The organism is Rhodococcus wratislaviensis, assembly GCF_041228765.1.
Taxonomy (GTDB): Bacteria; Actinomycetota; Actinomycetes; order Mycobacteriales; family Mycobacteriaceae; genus Rhodococcus_F; species Rhodococcus_F wratislaviensis.
The window spans coordinates 4,949,599-4,970,922 of the sequence record NZ_CP150488.1 but is presented as its reverse complement, the minus strand read 5'-3'; the positions used below and the strand labels follow the sequence as shown (position 1 = coordinate 4,970,922).

Here is a 21,324-nt window from a genome sequence, read left to right as displayed (position 1 = left end):
CAGTGCGCGGTGGGCAAATATTGTGTGCACTCCCACTGCGGCCTTGGTGCCGCTGCGTTCCTTTCCACCCGCAGCGCGCGGACACTCACAGATTGCACGCGATCGGAGGGTCATGAAACCATCACGCACGTCGTTCCACGTCACTCCCCTCACCGCACGGCCGACCGGGCACCGCACGCAGGACACGCTCGACCGTGGACTGCGGGTGGCCGTCGAATTCGCGCCGGACGCCGACGCCACTGTGGGACGAATCTCCGGAGACATCGATGTGCTCGCCGCCCCTTCCTTCGCGCTGGCCCTCGCGCACCTGACCGACGGGGGCTCCTCCTCACGCATCATCGTCGACATGACTGCTGTCGACTTCGTGGGAACCTCTGGATTGTCGATACTGTCCGAGTTTGCGGAATCTGCTAGGCGGCAACACATTACATGGGTTCTGGCGGGTAATCGAGCGGTGCTCCGGCCTGTCGAGGCTATCGGACTCGACGCGGTGATCCCCACGTGCCTCACGGTTCGCGACGCCTTCGACAGGGTGGGGAAAATCGCGCACAGCTGATCGGCATCGGCATGACCGGGAAGCGGCCGAATCGGGGGCATCCGAAGCAGACGTCGGGGACACCGCGCGTGCGCTTCTCGCCAAGGCCGGTCCAACATACGCGGCCGAGTCGCACGTGACCTTGAAGGACACCCCCGACGCGCCTTTTCCAACTGCTGATGATGTCACTGCTGCTGAGCGCGCGGATCGAGTCCACGACGAGTACGGCGGTGACCTGCGCCGACTTGCCCGCCTGCGAGTTCGACGGGATCGGCCCGGTGGGCGCCGACATCTTTCGCCGGAAACTACTCCGCTCGGACTGCCTTCGACTCGCGCTCGTCGTCCTCGCGGAACATTGCTTCGATGCGATTCTTGATCTCGACCGTGCTCATTGCGCCACGGGAAGGGGCGAAGCCGCGAGTGCGAGCAGAGGTGGACGTGGTGAAGGTGTTCATTGGAGTGCTTTCTGTCTTCTTCGCCGGCTCGTGCCGCGTGGTGGTCGAAGGGTGCGTCCGCGATGCGGACGGTCAGATCAGGAGCGCGGCGAGTGCTACGGCGGCGAGCACTGACACGGATGTGGCCACCGCGACGAGGACGGATCCCGTCACGACGACGGCAGGTGCGGTCGCGGTTGCAGCCGAGACAGAGGCGATGTACACGGTCGGACGCAAAGTGTGGCGACGCGGCTCCTCGGCGGAGGGCGGCGACATCGTGCACTGATCGTCCTGGTGCACCGTGGTGCGGGTCATGTGTTGGCGTTCCCCGTGGTCGAAGCCGAGTGACCTGAGTCACAAACTTACGAGTATGTTGTACATCACAACGCGCCCTCGCGCCAGTTGGTGCCATCCCCCACGTGCAGGCGCTCTCTGCGACGGTCGTCCGTTCGCCATACCGTGACCGCAGCACGGCTCGACACTCCGTTGCGCAGTCGAGAGGCGAGCGCCAGACATCATCGGCTCCCCGACGGGTGTCTATATGCGGAATTTCGAGGTGAGCAGTCGTGATGGTGAACGTCGTATGGAGGTGATTCCCCATTGGTGGGTGCATGCGTACGGACTAATAGTCGGTAAATACACGTGTTCCGTCACGGGCTGATTCATATAGTCGAGAACGACGAAATCCGGGGCGCGTGATCGGCTGCTGGGGCAATTCTTGATCGTTCGCGATCGGCCACCTACCCGCCCGGTTGAATCTCGGGCGAATGCTCCACTCCCCTTCGGCCGTTTGGCCGGCCCAGCGGCGCCCTCTCCCCCACTACCCCGACGCCTGACTGAGGCTCGGCGTCCGGGCTACTCGGACCGTGTGGAATGCGGTCGAGAGGTGCTGCCGAGTGGCCCCACTCCCCCGGGCCGGCGCGGTGACCCACCGCGGATTCGGATAATTACGGCATTCCGTCCGGGTCCGAGTCAACTCCACCAGATCGGTCATCCGGGGGCTGATGCGGCGTTGCCGCATCAGCATGTAGAAAGTGCACACGGTGGGGACACCACGAACTGCTCACCGCGTCCTCCCCCGACAAGCGCGCCCTGCCTCCGAACCCACCACTCCCCCGAGGAACGCAACTACACGCCGCTTCAGAACCAGCCTTTGCGCTTAGCCCAGACGAGCAGTGCCCCGGACATGGCGAGCATCACGAGCACGATCGCGGCGACCGAGAGCCATTGTGTCCGTTCGTTCACGATCACATTCATGCCGATAATCGAAGACAAGGCCGTGATCGGCAACGTGACGGCCGCGATCACGGCGAGTCGCTCGGCAGCGATGGTCATCTTGGTGTTCGTCCGTGCCTGGTAGAACTCGATTGTGCCCTGGAGGTAGTCCTTCTGGCCCTTGGCCATCACGGTCAGATGCTGGAACTGATCGACCGCGTCGAGCAGGAGATCCTGCCCCTTCCCGGTGCCGAACGCCTCAATGGTGACCATCCGGCCGTAGACCTCTCGGCTCAACGCGGCCATCGTGCCGACCGTGAGCAGACCGTGTCGGACCCGGAACATCTCGTCGAGAAAGGTTTCCGGGTTACCGAGATGCCCGCCGGTGACCTGTTGTTCGAGCTTCCACACGTCCTTGGTCAGTTCGGCGGTGTACGCCCGCATCCGCGCCGTCAACGCGGCGAGAACCGCAAACGACAACTCGAACGCGGTGGCAGGATGCAACCTCCCCGACTCCAGCCGGCCCAGCACCGCATTCACCTCGACCATTGCAGTCGAGGGATCGATCGCCGGATTCACCGGGCCGTGCACCGTCACCAGGTACCGAGCGCCGATGAACTGGTCGAGTTCGACGTAGTGCACGTGCCCGTGCGCTCCCGACTGCGGCGCGTGCAGAACCACGAAGAAGTGGTCCACATATCTGTGCACCTTCGGCACCTGATTGCGGTTCATCGAATCCCGCACGGCGAGAGGATGAAAGCCGAAAACCGTGGCCAATGCGTCGTTCGACTCGTCGTCCCAGGTCGGTACATCCACCCAGACCAATCCGTCGGGCCGGTCCAGCAACTCCCTCAGTTCCGTCACCGCACACGAACGCACACCATCACCGGAGATGAAGCGGACGTCCATATCGGCCTCCTCGCCACGACGGACCGTCACCTCTGTCATAGCACCCACACCCGGATGCGAGGAGAGGAGACTGAGTGCGTGGCTGACGACAGGACTGCGCTGGTTGTGGTGGATGCTGCGAACGTCGTGGGGTCGCGACCCGACGGTTGGTGGCGTGATCGCGCCGGCGCGGCGCGACGATTGCTCGCCGAGCTCAGCGCCCTCGCACAGCAACGGGACGAGGCCGCCGAGGTGGTGGTCGTACTCGAGGGCGCGGCGAAAGCCGCGGTCACCGGTGAGGCGAACCCTGAATTCCGAGGCCTGCACGTCGTATCGGCGAAGGGTTCGGGCGACGACGCGATCGTCGAGGTGGTGGCCGCAGCCGCCGAGGAGGACGGCGACCGGCCGATCACCGTCGTCACCGCGGACCGGGGACTGCGCGACCGAGTCGAGGCACTCGGGGCGCACACCATAGGTCCGCGCCGGCTCCTTGACGGCATCGACTCCTAGCGGTGGTGCGAAGACCGCTTACCGTCGGGGGTGACCACGAGGTCGAGAATGCGGCCACGGACCTTCCTCCGTACCAACCCCCACCGCCCGTGGTCGGCCAAGGCGGCACGGGCCGCGTTGTATCCACACATACCGTGGACACCGCCGCCCGGATGGGTGGCCGAGCTAGCCAGATACAGCCGGTCGATCGACGTGTCGGGCCCGGACGAACCCGGGGTCGGGCGGAAGACGAGTTGCTGGTACAGCTGGGCGGTGCCGCCGTTGACGGCGCCGCCGTGCAGGTTCGCGTTGCTCGCCTCGAGGTCGCCCGGACGCTGCACGTTGCGTCCCACCACCCGCTCGGCGAATCCCGGCGCGTGCGATTCGAGCATCGCGTCCACGCGGTGCGCCAGCAATTCCGCCGACTCGTCGTCCGTGATTCCCCGCGGAAGATGTGTGTAGGCCCAAGCGCTTTCGGTTCCCTCGGGCGAACGGCTGGGGTCCGACGTCGTCATCTGACCGAACAGCAGGAACGGGTGCGTCGGGATCACGCCTGTCGTCAGGTCGGCCATCCACCGGACGAGTCCATTGTCGTCGGCGCCCAGATGCACGGTTCCGGCGGATGCGAGGCTTCGCGACCGCCATGGAATCTTGCGGTCGAGCGCGTAGTTCACCTTGACGACAGGGGTATCCCATTCGAACTTCTCCAAGTCCGCTCGAACGCCCGCCGGGACCGCGGAGGCATCCAGCAACCGTCCGTACAGTGCGGGCGCGGAGACATCCGCCAGCACCGCGCGTCTGGTCAGATAGCGGTCGCCGCCCGCGGTCCGCACCTCTGTCGCCACTCCCCCGGTTACCTCGATCGACGTCACCTCTTCGCCGCAACGAATTTCTGCGCCGTTCCGTCTCCCTCGTTCCGCCATCGCGGCGGAGAGGGCGCCGGCCCCGCCGACCGGGACGACGTACCCGTCGTCCTGCGCGAGCATGGTCAGGAGGTAACCCATGACTCCACTGCCCGGTGCATCGACGGGTGTGTCGGCGTGCATTGCGTTGCCCAGCAACAACACTCGGGCGGATTCCCCGTCGAATAACTCGTGCGTCATCCGGCGTGCGGGCAGCATGAGGAAACGCACGAGCCGGAGGGCTTCCGCGGTGCCGAGCTGCGACAACAGTCGCCGCGGTCCGCGGACCGGGGGAAACGGGCTGAACAGGGTATCGAGGAACGGTTCCTTGACGTCCTTCCACTGCTCGAAGAGGCGAAGCCACGCCTGTCCGTCCCCCGGTTGCCTGCGCTCGAGGTCGGCGGCCGTGTCGGCCGGATCCCGGTGGATCAGCGGGGCATCGTCGTCGTCCGGGTGCCTGGGATGCCCGACCGCTGCGGGCGCCTGACTCCATCGCAGACCCACACCCTCCAAGTCGAGGTGCCGGATCACCGGCGACACCGCCGCCAGAGGATAGAACGCACTGAACAGGTCGGTGCGGAAACCCGGGAAGAGTTCGGCCGACCTGACGGCACCACCCGGTTCCGGTTGCTGCTCGAGGAGGACGACGTCCCACCCGGCCGCCGCCAGGGTGGCCGTCGCGGCGAGACCGTTGGGCCCGGCCCCGATGACGACGGCGTCGACTGTGCGCACTGTCACGGCGTCAGGGTTTCGTTCTTCGCTCGGCGAGGAATGAGAGCCGGCGTAGGCACTCCAAATTTCGTGGGAGGACCGCGAGGTCTTGCGCCGTCCGCGGAACCCACTTCAACGGGACGGACGCCGCGGCCTCGGACATTCGGAGGTGGCAGCCGGATTCACGCGGCTCCAGTCGCAGACGAACAACTGCCTTCGTAGGCGTCACCTGGGCCAGCAGCCGCAGTTCGCGGTTCTCCTCGGCCAAGAGGACCTCGGTGGAGTCGTCGATCAACGCGGGCCAGGCACCGACCGAATGGTGCAAACGGCTCCCGACGGCGGGCCAGTCGGCGGAGACGGCACGCATGCGTGACGCCCCGACCACCCACGACGGGTACAGCCACCCGTTGGCGAGAACGGACCACACGTCCGAAGCTGAAGCCGACGTGTCGTGATGTGCCTCGATGACGACCACTCCCTCGAACAAGTACCTGCGGACACTCCGCGCTTACCCACGTTCACCACATCGAAAACGTGAGCCGCGCAATGGTCGCCGCGGACCGGGCCCTGTGGTTTGCTCGAGCGTATGCCTTCGGAATCTCCGTCCGCCGTACGAGCGGCACTGTTCGACGTCGACGGCACACTCGTCGATTCCAACTACCTGCACGTGCGGGCGTGGCAGCGAGCGTTCCGGGAGGTCGGGCACGACGTGGACGCCTGGCGGGTGCACCGCGCGATCGGACTGGATTCGTCGCTTCTCCTGCAGTCGCTCCTCGGCGACGACGCGGACACGCTCGGGGACCGCGCCAAGGATCTCCACAAGACCTATTACCTCGGTGCGCGCGACAGCATGCGGCCGCTCGCCGGGGCACGCGAGCTGATCCGGGAACTGCACGGGCGCGGTGTGCAGGTCGTCCTCGCCACCTCCGCCCCCGAGGAAGAGCTGGACGTGCTGCGGGAGGTCCTGTCGGTCGACTCGTACATCGCGCACACCACGTCGTCCGAGGACGTCGATCACGCCAAGCCGGATCCCGGAGTGGTTCGCGCAGCGATGGACCGCTCGTCCACGTCCTCGGACACTGCGGTGATGGTGGGCGACGCGGTGTGGGACGGCAAAGCGGCGTCCCGGGCCGGGGTCACCTTTGTCGGTCTCCTCAGCGGCGGAATTTCCCGCGCCGAATTGACAGAGGCCGGCGCGGAGGCGGTATTCGAGGACGCACAGGACCTACTGGACCACCTCGAGTCCAGTCCGCTCGCGAGGCTGCTGGACTCCTAGGCGCCGGCAGGCGCGTCCGCCTCACATTCGTGGATCACTCCGTCGAGGCGAAGTGCGACGAATTCCTTCTTGCTCTCCGCCATCATCGATTCCTTTCGTTGCGGTCGCAGACCGAGACGAATGGTTTCAGTGCTGTGCTCGTACGCCCTCGCTTGCCGCGAATCGCGACTCAGAATCGGTGACCAGCCCGATCGACACGAGGGGCCGGGGGAACAGCAGATCGGTGAGGTAGGCGAGAGCGACCGCCCAGCGATTGGCCGCGTTCGGCATGGCATACAGGTGATAGGCGCGCGTGACCACCTTCGCGAGGAAACCCGACAGCTGGATACCGAGGGGGTTCGCGACGGCGAATCCCGGGCCGAGATCGACGACGAGTCCCCTGTCGCGATGGCTGTACGGTTTCGGGTCGCCGACGCCCAGGCTTGCCGCCACGTTGCGGGCCAGCGCCTGCCCTTGCCGGACGGCATGCTGGGCGGTGGGCGGGGTGATCGATCCCCTGTTCTTCGGATCCGGAACAGCCGCGGCGTCGCCACCCGCGAAGACGTCGGGATGCCCGTCCACCGAGAGGTCGGGGCGCACCGTCAACCGTCCCTTCTCGGTGGGTAACCCGAGCGTGTCGATGAGGGGGCTGGCGGTCACTCCCGTCACCCAGGCGACGGTCCGGGTGGGGACGACGGTGCCGTCGTCGAGCGTGACGTGTTCGGGTCCGAGTTCTGTGAGGGTGGTTTCCAGTCGCACGTCGACGCCGCGGGCGCGCAGTACGTCCAGCACCTTGCTGCCCAGCTTCTCCCCCACCTCCGGCATCACCTTGTCGGCCGCGTCGAGCAGCAGGAACCGGATCTCGGAAGGGTCGAGGTTTCGCCGCGCGGCCGCTTCGTCGGCGAGGGCGCGCAGTTGGGCGGTGAGTTCCGTGCCCGCGTACGACGCACCCACCACGACGATGGTCCGGCGGGCGTCGGCGACCCGGGGATCGGTGTCGCGCTCGGAGAGTTCGATCTGGGTGAGGAGCTGGTCGCGAAAGTACAGCGCTTCGGCCGGCGTCTCGAGCCCTCGGGCGTGCTCGGCGAGACCGGGAATGTCGAACAGACGGGTCACCGATCCGGGGGTGAGCACCACCCGATCCCAGGCCACGACCTCGACGCCCTGCTCGCAGTCGGTCACGTGCACGGTGCGGGCTCCGAAGTCGACAGAATCGACGCTGCCCTTCACCAGTTCGACGTTCGGCAGGGCCTCGGACAGAGGAACGGTGACGAACCGTGCGTCCAGGATTCCGCCCGCCACCTCGGGCAGGAGCGGTGTGTACAGCATGTAGTCGTGCGGCGAGATCATGGTGATGCGGGCATCGGACCCCCGGAGGCGCCGCACCAGAGCACGCGCGCATTCGAATCCGGCGAAGCCGCTTCCCACCACGACGATGCGAGTTGGCTCTCCAGCTGATTCGTTGGTCATACAGAACACTGCCCCCACCCCGGCCTCGAACGAAACAATCCGGCATCGCGGCATCGCCGTGTGAGGGTGGAGAATACGGGTACTCGCCGTACCGAGAGCGATCGACGGGATCGAATGCGAAGGGCGGGAACATGAGTGCCGTATCGAAGGCAATGTACAAACCTTTGGCGCTGGCCGCGAGTGTCGGCGGCGGAATCGCGGCCAGTGCGGTTTTCGGTCAGGTGTGGAAGCGTGTCGCGGGCGAATCCGAGGCTCCCGACCCCAAGGATCTCTCACGCAGCACCCGCGAGGTGCTGATCGCGGCGGCCGTGCAGGGCACCGTATTCGGCCTGGTCAAGGCGGCGGTGGATCGCGCGGGCGCGCAGGGGTACCGGAAGCTGGCCCACGCCGACCCCCGGTAGATCGAGGCAGTTGTCACAGAACACCCCTAGGCTGAGCCGATGCGTACTCGATTCGCGGAAAATCTCGACAGCCTGTCCGGCGACCTCGCCTCGATGTGCCGGCTGTCCGTTACCGCGATGTCGGAGGCGAGCGCCGCACTGCTGCAGGCAGACCTCGAGCTCGCCGAGCACGTCATGGACGTGAGCGGCGAGCTCGACGACGCCGCGGCGCACTGGGAGAAGCGTGCCTTCGCCCTGCTGGCGCTGCAGGCGCCGGTCGCGCACGATCTCCGATTCATGGTCGGCGGCCTCCACATCTCCGCGGATCTGCACCGCATGGGCGGTCTCGCGGTGCACATCGCGAAGATCGCCCGCCGGCGGCATCCCGACCACGTCGTCCCCGACGAGGTCCTGGACGTGTTCACCGAGATGGGCGCCGTCGCCGTGGCGCAGGCGAAGGAAACCGAGCAGGTGCTGCAACACCGCGATCCCGAGCGCGCGCGCGGATTGCTGACGGCGGACGAGGCCATGGACGATCTCCATCGGAGCCTGTTCACGATCACCCAGGCCGAGGACTGGCCGCACGGTGTCCAGTCGGCAGTCGACATCACCCTGCTCGGCCGCTTCTACGAGCGGTTCTGCGACCACACGGTGGAGATCGGCAGGCGCGTCATCTTCCTCGAGACGGGCAGCCTGCCCGAACAGTGAGGGCGACGCCCGGTCAGCTCAACCCTTCCGCCGCGGCCACCGAGGGCACCGGACCCCGGGTGTAGACGTCGAGGTGGAAGTCCGCGTCCTGATACGACCCGGCACGGTGGAAGCCGACGGTCGCGGCGACCGTGTCGTGCACCGCGCGGCCGGTCTGCGGATATTCCGGCACCGGATGCTGCCAGTGAACCACCACGAGAGTGCCGCCCTCTTCCAGTGCGTCGACGGCACGTCCCAGCGTCGTGGTGACGTCGGTGGGCGTCAGGTAGTACAGCACCTCACTGAGCACGACGAGGTCGAAGGTGCCGGGTGGCCACGGATCTAGCAGCGATGCCCGGCCGAGTTCCACCCGGTCGGCCACTCCTTCGCGGCGCAGACGATCCCGTGCGCTCTCCAGCGCGCGGGGAACCACGTCCGTTGCGACGACCCGGTCGCAGCGCCGCGCCAAGTGCGCGGTGAGCACGCCGATCGAGCACCCCGGTTCGAACGCCCGCCGATAGTGCCGACGGGGCAGGGCGGCGAGAGTGAGCGCGTACTTGCGGCGTTCGTACCACCGTTCGTCGAAACCCCACGGGTCCGCCGATTCCGCGTACATCGTCTCGAAGTAGCCGGGATCCATCGCGCTCACCACAGCACCCATTCCGTCGTCCGCATCAGTCTCGCGAGCACCCACGGTGGGACGATCGCGGCGTCCCGCGGGTCCTCGGACAGCGGGAGGATCTGGGTGCGGAATTCGTCGACGGCACGGCGTTTGCGTGCCAGGATCTCCGCGGCCGGGGTCAGGACGCGCATCCGGTCCCAGGGCACCGCCGGATCGGCCGGCCGTGCCCAGTGCCACATCCAGACCGGGTACTCCACCAGACGGTGACCGGTCATCGAACATGCTTCTGCCGCAGCTCTTCCGGTCGCTTCGTGATCGGGATGGCCGTCGCCTCGCCACGTCGCGAGCACCCACACCCTCTTCCCTTCACCGGAGGTCGCAGTGAGCACGTCGACGAGGCGGGTGGTGAGTTCGTGCTCGTGCGCGCGCACCCCGCCGTCCGGTAATCCGAGTCGCAGTGGTTCGCCGACGCCCAACAGTGCTGTCGACCGGTTCGATTCCGCGATCCGGGCGGCGGCCAGCGCGTCGGGCGACAGCGTCGGCGAGCCCGGGTGGGACGCCGCACCGTCCGTCACCGCCACCACGACGACGGGTGTGCCGCCGGCCGCGGCGGTGGCCATCAGTGCGCCCACGCCGAGCACCTCGTCGTCGGGATGGGGTGCGACGACGACCAACCGGTCGCATTCCGTGAGTGGTACCGGCAGGAAGGGGGTCGACGCCAGCCACGGCTGCCATTCGTCCTCGGGTGTGCCGCGCGTGGAGATGGGTTTCTCCCGGAACCTGGTGCGGTTGTCCACTGTCAGTCCTCCCCCGCGACGAGTGCGCCGAGTGTCGCCAGATCCCGCTCGGCGTGAGATTGCCGGATGTAGACGAGGAGGTCCGCGACGTTGCGGGCATGGCAGGCGTCCGTCGCGAGCGGCGCGGCACCCAGCGCGCGGCCGACGCGGTCGATCACGTCGCTCGCGGTCCGTTCGATCAGTCCCCGGACCCGGAACGCGCGCACCTGGGCGGACCTCCGATCGAGGGGACTCGTATCCACCTCCCCGGCCGCGGACCCGAGTGCCCATCGTGCCGCGCTGACGGCGATGTCGATCGCACCGAGGTGCGCGAGCTGGTGACTGTCCGCGCGGTCGCTCCGGGCTCGCACCCGCAGCGGTTCCGCGACGGCGAGCGCGCCCCCGAACCAGCACGCCGCAACCCCGATGCCGCCGTGCCAGAACCCGGGACGGTCGAGGTACTCGGCCGCCGCGCCGACCGGTCGCGCGGGAACGCTGTCGAACGTCACCGACTCGGTGTCGGTCGCTGCCATGCCTGCATTCCGCCAGCCTCCGTGTCCCGCCGTGACCCCCGGTTCCCGCAGATCGACGGCGAACAGCCGGGGTTGCCCGTCAAGTCGTGCCGTGACCAGGGCATGCGTGCACATCGACGCCCCGGAGCACCACGCCTTCGTCCCCCGCAGGCGCCACCCGGAGGAGTCGTGGAACGCGTCCACCACGGGGTGCGGTGGCTCGCTGGCCCACACGCCCCAGAACTCGTCCCGGCCGGCGCGGGTCCCGTCGAGTTCGGCGAGGATCGCGTCCGCGTCCGCATGTGCCTCGAGGAGCCGGCCGACCGAGAGATCGCGGCGGCACCACTCCGTCAGCCGCGCCCATCTGGCAACGGTCGACCCGCCGCCGGGCAGCGGCAGTTCCGCGTCCCCCGAACGGATGATCGCCCACACTGCGGCGTCGGTGGGACTGCTGTCGTGGGTCACGTCGGCGCTCATCGGTCCTGCAGTCCCTCGAGGTACGTGGCGAAACCCTGCGGGGCGCGGGCCTCGACGCGCGCCGACGTCTCCACCGGGGAGTCGATACTCCACACCACGTTCGCTCCCCGCTCGATCATCCGCTGCACCAGATCCACGTCCTCGTGCGCGGGTAGTGCGGCGAAACCTCCCACCTCCCGATACAGATCCGCGGAGAATCCGAGGGACGCGCCGTGCACGTGCCCATGGGCGGCGCCGGACCGGTAGGCGCTGCCGTACCGTGACCGGACGTGGTCGGGCCACCCCGACCAGTCGGTCACCGCCACCGTGCCCGCCACCAACTGCGCCCCACGACTCGCGTGCTGCAGGTGCGATGACAGCCAGTGCGCGGGGACGCGCGAGTCCGCGTCCGTCGTGGCGAACCATTCGTGTGGTCGCGGCGCGACCGACTCGAAACCCGCGCGCCGGGCCGCGCCGACGTTCCGCGCACCCAGGACCACGACGTCGACGTCCTCTCTGCGGACGACGTCCTCGCTGCCATCGGTGCACCCGTCGAGTACCACCACCGTCGTGACCGGCACGGATACCGCCCGCGCGGCGGTGCGCAACCCCTCCAGGCACTTCGGCAGCAGCGCTTCCTCGTCGTGGGCGGGCACGACCACCGTGATGTGCTCGACGCGCATGACGTCCCTTCCTGATCACTCACTGTTTCCGGGTTCAGCAAGTACCCAGTCCGTCGTGAGGGGAACCAATTCCCGCGGCCGCCGACACTGATTCGGGATCTGTCACCGCGGGTAACCCGTCTACATGAATGTCGCGGACAGCCCCCGCTACCGGAAGGTCGTCCTCACCGTGGACGGTGAGGAACGGACCCTCGAAGTCGACACCCGCACGACGCTGCTCGACGCGCTCCGCGACCACCTCGGCGTGACCGCACCGAAGAAGGGCTGCGACCACGGCCAGTGCGGCTCGTGCACCGTCCTCCTCGACGGCAGACGCGCCACGTCCTGCCTCACGTTCGCTGTCGCCCACGACGGTGAACGCGTCGTCACCGCACACGGGCTCGCCGACGGGGAGGTGCTGCATTCCGTTCAGCAGGCGTTCGTCGAGCAGGACGGGCTGCAATGCGGGTACTGCACGCCCGGTCAGATCTGCTCGGCGATCGGGATGTTCGACGAGTTCCTGGCCCTGCACCCGAGCGCCGTCACCGAGAACCTGACCGCTCCGCCCGAACTCACCGACGACGAGATACGGGAGCGGATGAGCGGCAACCTCTGCCGGTGCGGGGCGTACCCGAACATCCTCGCGGCGATCCGGCAGGCGGCGGAGGCGTGATTCCCTTCGACTACGAGCGGGCCACCGACGTCGACAGTGCCGTCGCCACGGTCACGGGTGATCCTCGGGCGTCGTTCCTTGCCGGCGGCACCAACCTCGTCGACCACATGAAGCTCGGGGTGGCGCAACCGCATCTCCTCGTCGATGTGCGCCGCCTCCCCCTCGATGACGTCGTCGAACTTCCGGACGGCGGGCTCCGGGTCGGGGCCGCGGTCCGCAACAGCGACCTCGCCGCGCACGACGTCGTCCGCGCCCGGTACCCGATGTTGTCGCGTGCGCTCCTCTCCGGTGCGTCGGGACAGCTGCGCACCCTCGCGACCACGGCGGGAAATCTGCTTCAGCGGACGCGCTGCGTGTACTTCCAGGACGTCACGACGCCCTGCAACAAGCGGGAGCCCGGCACCGGGTGTTCCGCGATCGGCGGTTACGTTCGCTACCACGCCATTCTCGGTGCCTCCGAACACTGCATCGCGGTGCACCCGTCCGACATGGCTGTCGCGATGACGGCGCTCGACGGTGTCGTGGTGGTCCGCGGTGCCGACGGTGAGCGGCGAATCCCGCTGAACGAGTTCTACCGGCTTCCCGGGGACCGGCCCGATCGCGACACCGTCCTCGCACACGGCGACCTCGTGACCGCCGTGGAGCTGCCCCCGCCGCCTGCCGGGAACCGGTCCGCGTACCGGAAGGTGCGCGACCGTGCCTCCTTCGCGTTCGCGCTGGTGTCGGTGGCCGCGGAACTGACGATCGGGGATGGGTCGATCACGTCGGCCCGGGTCGCGCTGGGCGGGGTCGCGCACCGGCCCTGGCGCGCCACGCTCGCCGAGGAGGTCCTCGTCGGGGCGACGCCCACGGAGGACACGTTCGCCGAGGCTGCTGACACGGAACTCAGTGCAGCACAACCGCTTCCAGGAAACGAGTTCAAGGTCGCACTGACCCGCCGGGTGCTCGCGTCGGTACTCCGTTCACTCGCCGAGGAGACGCGCCGATGACTCTCGTCGAACCGAAGGTGATCGGAACCTCCGCCGAACGCGTGGACGCCCACGACAAAGTGACCGGTACGGCGGTGTACGCGTTCGAGCACTCGGTGGACGACCCGACGTACCTGTTTCCGATCCTGTCGACGATCGGACGTGGCCGGGTCACGGCGATGCACACGGCGGACGCCGAGGCGCTGAACGGGGTGCTCGCGGTCCTGACGGTGTTCGATGCGCCCCGCCTCGCGGACACCTCGGACGGGGAACTCGCGATCTTGCAGGACCCCGAGGTCCACTTCCGCGGCCAATTCGTGGGTGCGGTGGTGGCGGAGTCACCGGAGGTCGCCCGGCACGGCGCGAGCCTGGTGCGCGTCGCGTACGACGCGGAAGCCCACGACACCGACTTCCGTTCCGGCCGAGACGACCTGTACGCCCCCGAGGAGGTCAACGCGGGGTTCCCGACCGACACCGAGGACGGGGACGTCGACGCGGCACTCGCCGCCGCCGCGGTCACGGTCGATGAGGTGTACTCCACGGCGATGGAACACAACAATCCGATGGAACCGCACGCCGCCATCGCCCGGTGGGCTCCGGGTGGCACCGGACCGGTTCTGACGCTGCACGATTCGACGCAGGGCGTCCATTCCGTGCGGAAGACGCTGGCACCGCTGTTCGGACTCGAAGTCGAGCAGATGCGGGTGATCGCACCGTATGTCGGCGGCGGCTTCGGTTCCAAGGGACTGCCTCACGCGCACGACGTGCTCGTGGTGATGGCGGCGCAGCGGGTGGAAGGCAGGCCGGTGAAGTTCGCGCTCACGCGGCAGCAGATGTTCGCGCTGTCGGCGTATCGCACGCCGACGGTGCAGCACATCCGGCTCGGGGCGGACGCGGACGGACGGCTGACCGCGCTCTCCCACGAGGTGATCGTGCAGTCCGCGAAGATCAAGGAGTTCGCCGAACAGGCGGCGGTCCCGTCGCGGATGATGTACTCCACACCCACCCGGTACACCACCCACCGTCTCGCGTCCCTCGACGTCCCCGCACCCTCCTGGATGCGTGCGCCCGGCGAGACCCCGGGTATGTTCGCGGCCGAGGTGGCGATGGACGAACTGGCCGAGGCCTGCGGGCTCGACCCGATCGAACTGCGGATCCGTAACGAACCCGAGGTCGACCCGAGTACGGGCCGGCCGTGGTCGGGGCGGCGCCTCACCGACTGCCTACGGGAGGGCGCCCGGCGTTTCGGGTGGGCGGACCGCGACGCGGCGGCGCGGGCTCGGTCGGACTCGGAGTGGCAGGTGGGGATGGGCGTGGCGTCCGCGACGTATCCCGCCAACACGTCACCGGGGTCGGTTGCCCGGATCGTGTACGAATCCGACGGCACCTACACCGTGCAGATCGGGTCGGTCGACATCGGAACCGGGGCGTGGACCGCGCTCACCCAGATCGCCGCCGACGCGCTGGGCTGTCCCCTGGACGCGATCGCCTTGCAGATCGGCGACACGAATCTTCCGTCGGCGACCGTCGCGGGCGGCTCCACCGGAACCAGTTCCTGGGGCAGTGCGATCGTCGCGGCGGCGCGCGCGTTCCGGGGCGAGCACGGCACGTCCCCCGCCCCGGGGGCGGAGGCGAGTGCGGGGACGCCCGGCAACCCGGACGCCGACAGGGTCGCGCTCCATTCGTTCGGTGCTCACTTCGTGGAGGCGCATGTCCACCGCGATTCCTGCGAGATCCGCGTCGAACGCATGCTCGGGGTGTTCGCGATCGGCCGGGTGATCAACACCCGCACGGTCCGGTCGCAGCTCCTCGGCGGGATGACGATGGGGATCTCCATGGCATTGCACGAGAGCAGTGTGAACGACCCCCGGTTCGGTCACGTCGTGACCCAGGACCTTGCCTCCTACCACGTCAGCACGCACGCCGACATCAGGTACCTCGACGCGGTGTGCCTCGACGACGTCGACGAGCACGCCAATCCGATGGGATCGAAGGGTGTCGGTGAGATCGGCATCGTCGGCGCCGCGGCCGCGGTGGCGAATGCCGTTCGTCACGCCACCGGGGTCCGGGTCCGGAAGGTGCCGATCCACCTGGACGATCTCCTGCCCGGGTGATCGCGCGGGGCTACTGCACGTTCCACGCCTGCACGAGGGACGTGCGCAGGTGACTCTTCATGGCGCGGATCTTCTGGACGTCGGTGGACTTCGGCGCGAGTCCCTCGAGCACGAGTTCCATGAAGCGTCTGCGGCTGACGCCGAAACGCTCCAGCAGTTCCGCCGCGCTCGCACCACCGAACGGTGCCCACTGGATCGCGAAGCTGATCATCCACCGGGCATCCGAGCTCACCGAGTGCATCTGCGCGAGCAGCTCGCACCGGCGAAGTGCCAGGCGCAGCCAGTCGGTGCCGAATGCCTCCTCCGGCTCGTCCGCGGTCTGTGTCGTCACGCCGATCACCGCTGACCGGCGGAGCGGACCGCGAACACAGGCAACTGTTCCGCCCTCGACGCGGGACGGAACTCGACGCGAACCGGACAGTCGGACGGTGCCGGGACGTCGCCGTCGATCCAGGTGTACACCCACGGTCCCTCGTCGAGTTCGACGATCGCGATCGTGCACGGGACGAGACCGCGGTCCGCCTCGTTCACCTCACGGTGGACCACCTTCGAGGACACGATCGATCCGACGCCGCACGACGGGACCCGCTCGAGGTTCGAGCCTTGACACGCGGAGCAGGTGGCCATCAACGGCGCGAGCAGGGTCGTGCAGTTGAGGCAGCGCTGGATCATCAGTTCGCATTTCTGGGCGAGTCCCTGCCAGCGGGTCATGCCGTCCGTGGTCACGCGGTCACCCCCGTGAGTTCCTGCCCCACCACGTCGTCTGCCATTCGGTTTCCCCCGATCCACACAAGACACCGGTCGGTGTGCGCCCGACGGAGAATCGGGGGCCGTGGAAGTTGGGGGTCGGGCTTTCGGTGTGTTCGGGGATCAGTGGACATCGGGGGCCTCGGTCTGGAGCCGGATTGGGGGGACGCGTATGAGCATCCCGTCCGCGGCGGCGAAGTACAGCGGCTGAACGACCCGGGGACATACCTATTTCGTCCCGCGCGGGTGCCCGGTCAGGGGTGCGGGTCCTGTGCGTGTTCGACGATCCACGCCGCGATCTGGGTGCGAGAATTGAAACCCAGTTTCGCGAGAATGTGCTCGACATGCCCCTGCGCGGTGCGCTGCGAGATCACCAACCGGGCCGCGATCGCCTTGTTGGTGAGCCCGTCGGCGACCAGTTCGGCGACCTGCCATTCGCGTCGGGTCAGGTGCGTCGCCCCGTTCGACGCCGACACCGCCTCCGGTCGCTGCTCGTCCAGCGCGTAGGCGACGGCATCGTCGAACGACGTGTGCATGCCGTGGTCGAACGCGGCGTCGAACGCGCGGTCCCCGATCACGGCACGTGCCTGCTGTTCGCATTCGGCGTGGTGGACGAGCAGATTGGGGTAGACGGTGCTCGGGTTTCCGACGGTCTGCGCGACGGCCTCCGCGGCGCCCATCAGTTCGGCGGCCTGCTGGGCCCGGCCGGAGCCGACCGCGACCCAGGCGAGCACCTCGAGGGCCCCGCAGGCGCTGATCCGGTCGTCGACCAGGTGTGACAGCCGCAGCCCCTGCTTCACGTGGTCGTCGGCGAGGGTGAGGTGCCCGCGTTGCCACGCCGCCATCCCCGCGGCCCACAGCGACCAGCCCCGGTAGACGGACTCGCCGTGGGCCTCGGTGAGCGCGAAGATCTCGGATCCGCACATCTTCGCCACCGCCCCGTCGCCCTGCATGCCGCTGACCAGGGCCAACCCGAGCAGTCCCCACGTCAATTGGAGCAGGCTGCCCTTGTCGCGGAACTCGGCGAGCGCCTCCTCGAAGCACACCCGCGCGCGCGGGAGGTCCCCGGCGAACATGGCGCAGCACCCGGCGGCGTGGACCACCAGGGCACGCATCAGCGTGTCCCCGTTCCTCTCGGCGAGGAGGGCGCCCTCGTCGACCAGTGCTTTCGCGGCCTCGCGGTCGCCGTGCATGCCCGCGAGCACGCTGTCGACGTACAGCGCCTCGATCCGTTCCCGGCTCGCGCCGCCCGGGTGCCGTCCCAGCAGCTGCCCGAGCCAGCGGCGACCCTCGCGGAGCAGTCCGCGGGCGCGCCAGTACGGGTACAAGGCGGCGGCAATCCGCAGGCCCGTCTCGGCCTCCGCCGGCTCGGTCAGGCAGAAGTGGAGGGCAGCCCGCACGTTCAGCGTCTCCGCGTCGAGCCGGCTGATCCACATCACCTGCCGGGGTCCGATCCACTCGGATTCGCACCGCACCACCAACTGCTCGTACCAGTCGCGGTGCCGGCGGCGCAGCGACACGTACTCCCCCGCCTCCTGCAATTTCTCCCGACCGTAGTCGCGCACCGTCTCGAGCAGGTGGTACCGCACCGCCGGCCCCGACTCCTCACGGATCAGGATCGACTTGTCGATCAACGACGCGACCACGTCGAGGACGTTCTCCACCGGCAGGTCGCCGGCGCAGATTCCCTCCACCGCGTCCAGTTCGAAGCCGCCGGCGAACACCGACAGCCTCGCCCACAGCTCACGTTCCTCCTCGGTGCACAGCTCGTGACTCCAGTCGACGCACAGCCGCAGGGTCTGCTGCCGGCTCGGCGCGCCCCGCGATCCGACCGTCAGCAACCGATAGCGGTCGGTCAGCCGCTGCAGGATCTGTTCCGCCGACATCACCCGCAGCCGCACCGCCGCCAGCTCGATCGCCAACGGCAACCCGTCCAGCTGGCGGCAGATCCGGGCGACCGCCACGTGGTTGTCCTCGGTGAGTTCGAACTCCGGCACCGCCGTGGCCGCTCGCTCGACGAACAGTGTCACCGCCTCGTACTGCGGCAGGCCCTGCAGGGACGAGCGTTCGGGTTCCGGCACCGTCAACGGCGGCACCCGCAGCACCGCCTCGCCGCCGATGGCCAGCGGTTCGCGGCTGGTCGCGAGGATCCGTAACTCCGGGCAGCTCCGCAACAACGTCTCCGACAACGCGGCGGCCGCGGCGACCACGTGCTCGCAATTGTCGAGCACCAGCAGCAGTTGCCGGGTGGCGAGGTACTCGGTCAGCAGCACCTCCGGGTTCCCGGAGCGCTGCTCGCGCAGTCGCAGTGCCGCCGACACGGCGTCGACGAGTGTCGTGTCGTCGTCGAGTTCCCCCAGCTCGACCAGCCACACGCCGTCCTCGAATGCGCGACTCGCATCGGCGGCCACCCGTAACGCCAGCCGGGTCTTCCCGACACCACCGATTCCGGCGAGTGTCACCAGCCGTGACACGGACAGCAGACGTCGCGCCTCGGTCACCTCACGGCGACGGCCGACGAAGCTCGTCAGTTCGTGGGGCAGATTTCCCACTGTGCCCTTCACTGCCGCCGGCATCACACCGTCACTCTCGACTCGCAGCCCCCCTGCGCACACGGTACTCCCGGTGCGCGGCGGCAACGACGCTTTCGGCTGCGGGTCCGCGAGTTTCAGGGCACCGCGAACCGGATCACCGCGTCCAGCGGGTGGGCGCCCAGCGGCCGGTGTAGGACCGGATGCGGTTGGCGCGGCGGGCCGGCCGCCGCGTGCCTGCCTCGGTGAGGCTGTGCGGGATCATGGCGATCCGGGTGCCGTCGACCACGTAGGCGGCCCCGGTGACGAACATTGCGGCAGGCGCGGTCAGATACGACGCGACGGCGGCGACTTCCCGGTCGTCGGGGCCGGGCGATGCGAAGTCCGGTTCGGCCACGGGCACCACGACGGAATTGACGGTGATCGAGTATCGCGCCAGTTCGGCGGCGAGCAGACCGGTGAGTCCGCCGAGCCCGGACGACGAGGGGGTGATGTTGACGATCCGGCCGCCCCCACCGCTCGCGATCATGTACCGGACGGCGCGCTGGATGCATTCGACGGCGGTACTGCCGGGGCAGCTGACGAGAACGCCGATTCCGCCCAGCTCCCGGGCGAACTCGTCGACGGCGGCCGCGGAGTCGGGCAGGTCGGCCAGATCCATGCGCTGTACGGCCGCGTTCACCGATCTGGACCGGACGGCGGCGGCGGTGGATTCGGCACCGTCCCGGTCCGCGGCGTAGGCGAGGCCGATGTGGAACCCGTCGTCCGCGAGTGCCAGTGCGACCGCTCGGCCCATCGGCGAGTCCGATCCCGTCACGACTGCGGTGCGTGTGCTGGGGTGCATGGATTCCGAATACCCCCTGGTAGATCTGCTCAAACGCTCAACTTTCGGACTGTGCACGGGCAGAACACAATCCGGCGAGAGCCGCACACGCGGCCCGTCGCGGATCGGCGCCGCACCGATCAGCAGTTGGACGGCGCCGGGTCGCCGCGGAACCGGGCGTCGAGGTAATCCAGGGCGGTCGGCAGGCCCAGCACGGCGGTGGTGAGGTGGTCGGGACTCGGGAACAGATCGGACTGCACCTTGGCGCCGGCGGCGCAGTAACGCGCGACGGTCGCCTCGATCGAGTCGACCGGGATGAGTACGTCTGTCGGGCTGTGCCATTCGAAGATCGGTGCGGTCGGAACACCCGGATACAGCTCGACACTGTTCTCGTTCAGCACCTCCCAGGCCTGCGGACTGCTCATGAGGTCGGTGGTCTTGGCGACCTCCGTCGCGCTGCGGCCTGCGCCGGCCGCGAGAATGCCGTTGGTGCACGCGTTGACCATCTCGTCGCGCATCGCCAGACCGCGATCGTTGAGTTGCTCGCTGATCGGAAGGCGGTCCGGGTACTCACGCTCGAGTCCGAGTGCCGCCGCCATCGCGAGGCCGAACGCCGGATGCGGTTGCATGCCGAGTCCGTTGGCCATCTTGCCGATGTTCATGGGCACACCGCCCTCGGCGACACCGACGATGTCCAGTTCCGGCGCGTACGTGGGTGCGAGCGCCGCGGCCCACGCCGACGCCATGCCGCCGCCGGAGTACCCGGCCAGCGCGACCGGGCTCTCCGCCACGGCGAGTTCGGGCACCCGCTGCACCGCGCGGATGCCGTCCAGGGTGATGGTTCCGCCGAGTCTCGCGGCACCGTAGGCACTGTTCGGACCCAGGTGGTCGGGCAGCGCGACCGTCCAGCCGCGCTGCAGTGCGAGGTTCAGTGCCGGCGCCTCCTTGATCTGGAGGTCGGGGTCGTTCGAGTACAGGGTCCGCGACGGCGCGCACCGCGGTCCGAGCGCGTTGATGATGTGCTGATAGGACAGCAACGGCCCGTTCACCGGCCGATTGCGGGGTACCAGCACGGTGGTGACCGACGAGATCGGGTGGTCCTCCGAGTTGGTGGTGCGGTACTTCACCTGCCACACATCGGTGTCGGGGAAGGCGAGCAGAGGCGGCATCGGACGGACCGCGAGCGGCTCGCCGACCGCCGTAGCCGCCAGACCCTGCGACTGCAGGTAGAACGGATCGGGGTCGGAAGCGGGATAGATCGGCACGGCGGCCGCGACCCCGATGTTCGCGACCGTGGCGCAGGCGACGAATGCGGCACACAGTGCACCCGCGGTGAGGCTCGTGATACGTGAGCGCGTCATGCCGCCTCCTAGTTTGCGTAGAGCTCGATTGTTACCGAGTTCGCAGGAGATATCGGTATTCGGGCCCGCCCGTTACGGCAATGCAATGGACGGCGGGCCCTCCGCAACGAAAA

Annotated in this window: 22 protein-coding genes; 8 read left to right on the top strand and 14 right to left on the bottom strand. The window is 68.4% G+C overall.

All coding sequences use genetic code 11. The features are described from left to right. Positions 1-112 precede the first annotated feature (112 nt). Positions 113-556 (top strand): STAS domain-containing protein, encoded by a 444-nt coding sequence (locus WKC72_RS22865; protein ID WP_245973263.1) that lies wholly within the window; start codon positions 113-115, stop codon positions 554-556. Between the two features lie 506 nt (positions 557-1,062). Here the strand turns inward: WKC72_RS22865 and WKC72_RS22860 are convergent. Both WKC72_RS22860 and WKC72_RS22855 read right to left on the bottom strand, forming a co-directional pair. Next, positions 1,063-1,284 (bottom strand): hypothetical protein, encoded by a 222-nt coding sequence (locus WKC72_RS22860; RefSeq protein WP_037232219.1) that lies wholly within the window; start codon positions 1,282-1,284, stop codon positions 1,063-1,065. Positions 1,285-2,109: 825 nt separating this feature from the next. Then, positions 2,110-3,093, bottom strand: a complete 984-nt coding sequence (locus WKC72_RS22855; protein ID WP_370179376.1) for a magnesium transporter CorA family protein — start codon at positions 3,091-3,093, stop codon at positions 2,110-2,112. A gap of 78 nt (positions 3,094-3,171) precedes the next feature. On the opposite strand from WKC72_RS22855, the gene WKC72_RS22850 reads away from it, so the two are divergent. Further along, positions 3,172-3,582: an NYN domain-containing protein gene (locus WKC72_RS22850; protein WP_370179374.1), complete on the top strand. Its 411-nt coding sequence runs from the start codon at positions 3,172-3,174 to the stop codon at positions 3,580-3,582. On the opposite strand, the gene WKC72_RS22845 is transcribed toward WKC72_RS22850, so the two are convergent. Both WKC72_RS22845 and WKC72_RS22840 read right to left on the bottom strand, forming a co-directional pair. Then, a complete protein-coding gene (locus WKC72_RS22845; protein ID WP_370179372.1) occupies positions 3,579-5,201 on the bottom strand; it encodes a phytoene desaturase family protein in 1,623 nt (540 codons plus the stop codon). The genes WKC72_RS22850 and WKC72_RS22845 overlap by 4 nt on opposite strands. 4 nt (positions 5,202-5,205) lie before the next feature. Continuing rightward, positions 5,206-5,649: an SRPBCC family protein gene (locus tag WKC72_RS22840; RefSeq protein WP_037232215.1), complete on the bottom strand. Its 444-nt coding sequence runs from the start codon at positions 5,647-5,649 to the stop codon at positions 5,206-5,208. A gap of 111 nt (positions 5,650-5,760) precedes the next feature. Between WKC72_RS22840 and WKC72_RS22835 the strand changes: the two genes are divergently transcribed. Then, on the top strand, positions 5,761-6,450 hold the full coding sequence (locus WKC72_RS22835; RefSeq protein WP_370179370.1) for an HAD family hydrolase: 690 nt from the start codon (positions 5,761-5,763) through the stop codon (positions 6,448-6,450). Between the two features lie 126 nt (positions 6,451-6,576). On the opposite strand, the gene WKC72_RS22830 is transcribed toward WKC72_RS22835, so the two are convergent. Beyond that, positions 6,577-7,899 carry an NAD(P)/FAD-dependent oxidoreductase gene (locus WKC72_RS22830; protein ID WP_370179368.1) on the bottom strand — a complete coding sequence of 441 codons (1,323 nt, stop codon included), beginning with the start codon at positions 7,897-7,899 and terminating at the stop codon, positions 6,577-6,579. Between the two features lie 131 nt (positions 7,900-8,030). Between WKC72_RS22830 and WKC72_RS22825 the strand changes: the two genes are divergently transcribed. After that, positions 8,031-8,300, top strand: coding sequence for a DUF4235 domain-containing protein (locus WKC72_RS22825; RefSeq protein WP_037232213.1), 270 nt, complete (start codon positions 8,031-8,033; stop codon positions 8,298-8,300). 39 nt (positions 8,301-8,339) lie between these two features. Beyond that, the gene (gene phoU / locus WKC72_RS22820; protein ID WP_037232212.1) at positions 8,340-8,987 is read left to right on the top strand and encodes a phosphate signaling complex protein PhoU; all 648 of its coding nucleotides are present in this window, start codon (positions 8,340-8,342) and stop codon (positions 8,985-8,987) included. Between the two features lie 13 nt (positions 8,988-9,000). Here the strand turns inward: phoU and WKC72_RS22815 are convergent, their stop codons facing one another. From WKC72_RS22815 to WKC72_RS22800, 4 genes are read right to left on the bottom strand one after another with little or no spacing between them, the layout of a single operon-like run. Beyond that, positions 9,001-9,627, bottom strand: a complete 627-nt coding sequence (locus tag WKC72_RS22815; protein ID WP_370179365.1) for a class I SAM-dependent methyltransferase — start codon at positions 9,625-9,627, stop codon at positions 9,001-9,003. Further along, on the bottom strand, positions 9,612-10,385 hold the full coding sequence (locus WKC72_RS22810; protein WP_370179363.1) for a PIG-L deacetylase family protein: 774 nt from the start codon (positions 10,383-10,385) through the stop codon (positions 9,612-9,614). The genes WKC72_RS22815 and WKC72_RS22810 overlap by 16 nt, the downstream gene beginning before the upstream one ends. Positions 10,386-10,387: 2 nt before the next feature. Continuing rightward, a complete protein-coding gene (locus WKC72_RS22805; RefSeq protein WP_370179361.1) occupies positions 10,388-11,353 on the bottom strand; it encodes an acyl-CoA dehydrogenase family protein in 966 nt (321 codons plus the stop codon). Then, on the bottom strand, positions 11,350-12,015 hold the full coding sequence (locus WKC72_RS22800) for a glycosyltransferase family 2 protein (RefSeq protein WP_370179359.1): 666 nt from the start codon (positions 12,013-12,015) through the stop codon (positions 11,350-11,352). The genes WKC72_RS22805 and WKC72_RS22800 overlap by 4 nt, the downstream gene beginning before the upstream one ends. A 124-nt stretch (positions 12,016-12,139) precedes the next feature. On the opposite strand from WKC72_RS22800, the gene WKC72_RS22795 reads away from it, so the two are divergent. The 3 genes from WKC72_RS22795 to WKC72_RS22785 are packed head-to-tail and all read left to right on the top strand — an operon-like array spanning position 12,140 to position 15,749. Beyond that, on the top strand, positions 12,140-12,667 hold the full coding sequence (locus WKC72_RS22795) for a 2Fe-2S iron-sulfur cluster-binding protein (RefSeq protein WP_370179357.1): 528 nt from the start codon (positions 12,140-12,142) through the stop codon (positions 12,665-12,667). After that, positions 12,664-13,656, top strand: coding sequence for a xanthine dehydrogenase family protein subunit M (locus WKC72_RS22790; protein ID WP_370179355.1), 993 nt, complete (start codon positions 12,664-12,666; stop codon positions 13,654-13,656). Before WKC72_RS22795 ends, WKC72_RS22790 begins: the two co-directional genes overlap by 4 nt. After that, entirely contained in the window at positions 13,653-15,749 is a 2,097-nt protein-coding gene (locus WKC72_RS22785; RefSeq protein WP_370179353.1) for a xanthine dehydrogenase family protein molybdopterin-binding subunit, read from the top strand. The genes WKC72_RS22790 and WKC72_RS22785 overlap by 4 nt, the downstream gene beginning before the upstream one ends. 10 nt (positions 15,750-15,759) lie before the next feature. On the opposite strand, the gene WKC72_RS22780 is transcribed toward WKC72_RS22785, so the two are convergent. The 5 genes from WKC72_RS22780 to WKC72_RS22760 all read right to left on the bottom strand — a co-directional run bounded on the left by WKC72_RS22780 (position 15,760) and on the right by WKC72_RS22760 (position 21,211). Next, a complete protein-coding gene (locus tag WKC72_RS22780) occupies positions 15,760-16,080 on the bottom strand; it encodes a hypothetical protein (RefSeq protein ID WP_235214404.1) in 321 nt (106 codons plus the stop codon). Between the two features lie 5 nt (positions 16,081-16,085). Further along, positions 16,086-16,475, bottom strand: coding sequence for a Zn-ribbon domain-containing OB-fold protein (locus tag WKC72_RS22775; RefSeq protein WP_005570623.1), 390 nt, complete (start codon positions 16,473-16,475; stop codon positions 16,086-16,088). A gap of 275 nt (positions 16,476-16,750) precedes the next feature. Beyond that, complete coding sequence (locus tag WKC72_RS22770) at positions 16,751-19,072, bottom strand: LuxR C-terminal-related transcriptional regulator (RefSeq protein ID WP_370179350.1); 2,322 nt, start codon at positions 19,070-19,072, stop codon at positions 16,751-16,753. Positions 19,073-19,184: 112 nt separating this feature from the next. Beyond that, positions 19,185-19,871 (bottom strand): SDR family NAD(P)-dependent oxidoreductase, encoded by a 687-nt coding sequence (locus WKC72_RS22765; protein WP_370179348.1) that lies wholly within the window; start codon positions 19,869-19,871, stop codon positions 19,185-19,187. 119 nt (positions 19,872-19,990) lie between these two features. Next, positions 19,991-21,211: a lipase family protein gene (locus tag WKC72_RS22760; RefSeq protein ID WP_037232201.1), complete on the bottom strand. Its 1,221-nt coding sequence runs from the start codon at positions 21,209-21,211 to the stop codon at positions 19,991-19,993. Between the last annotated feature and the right edge of the window lie 113 nt (positions 21,212-21,324).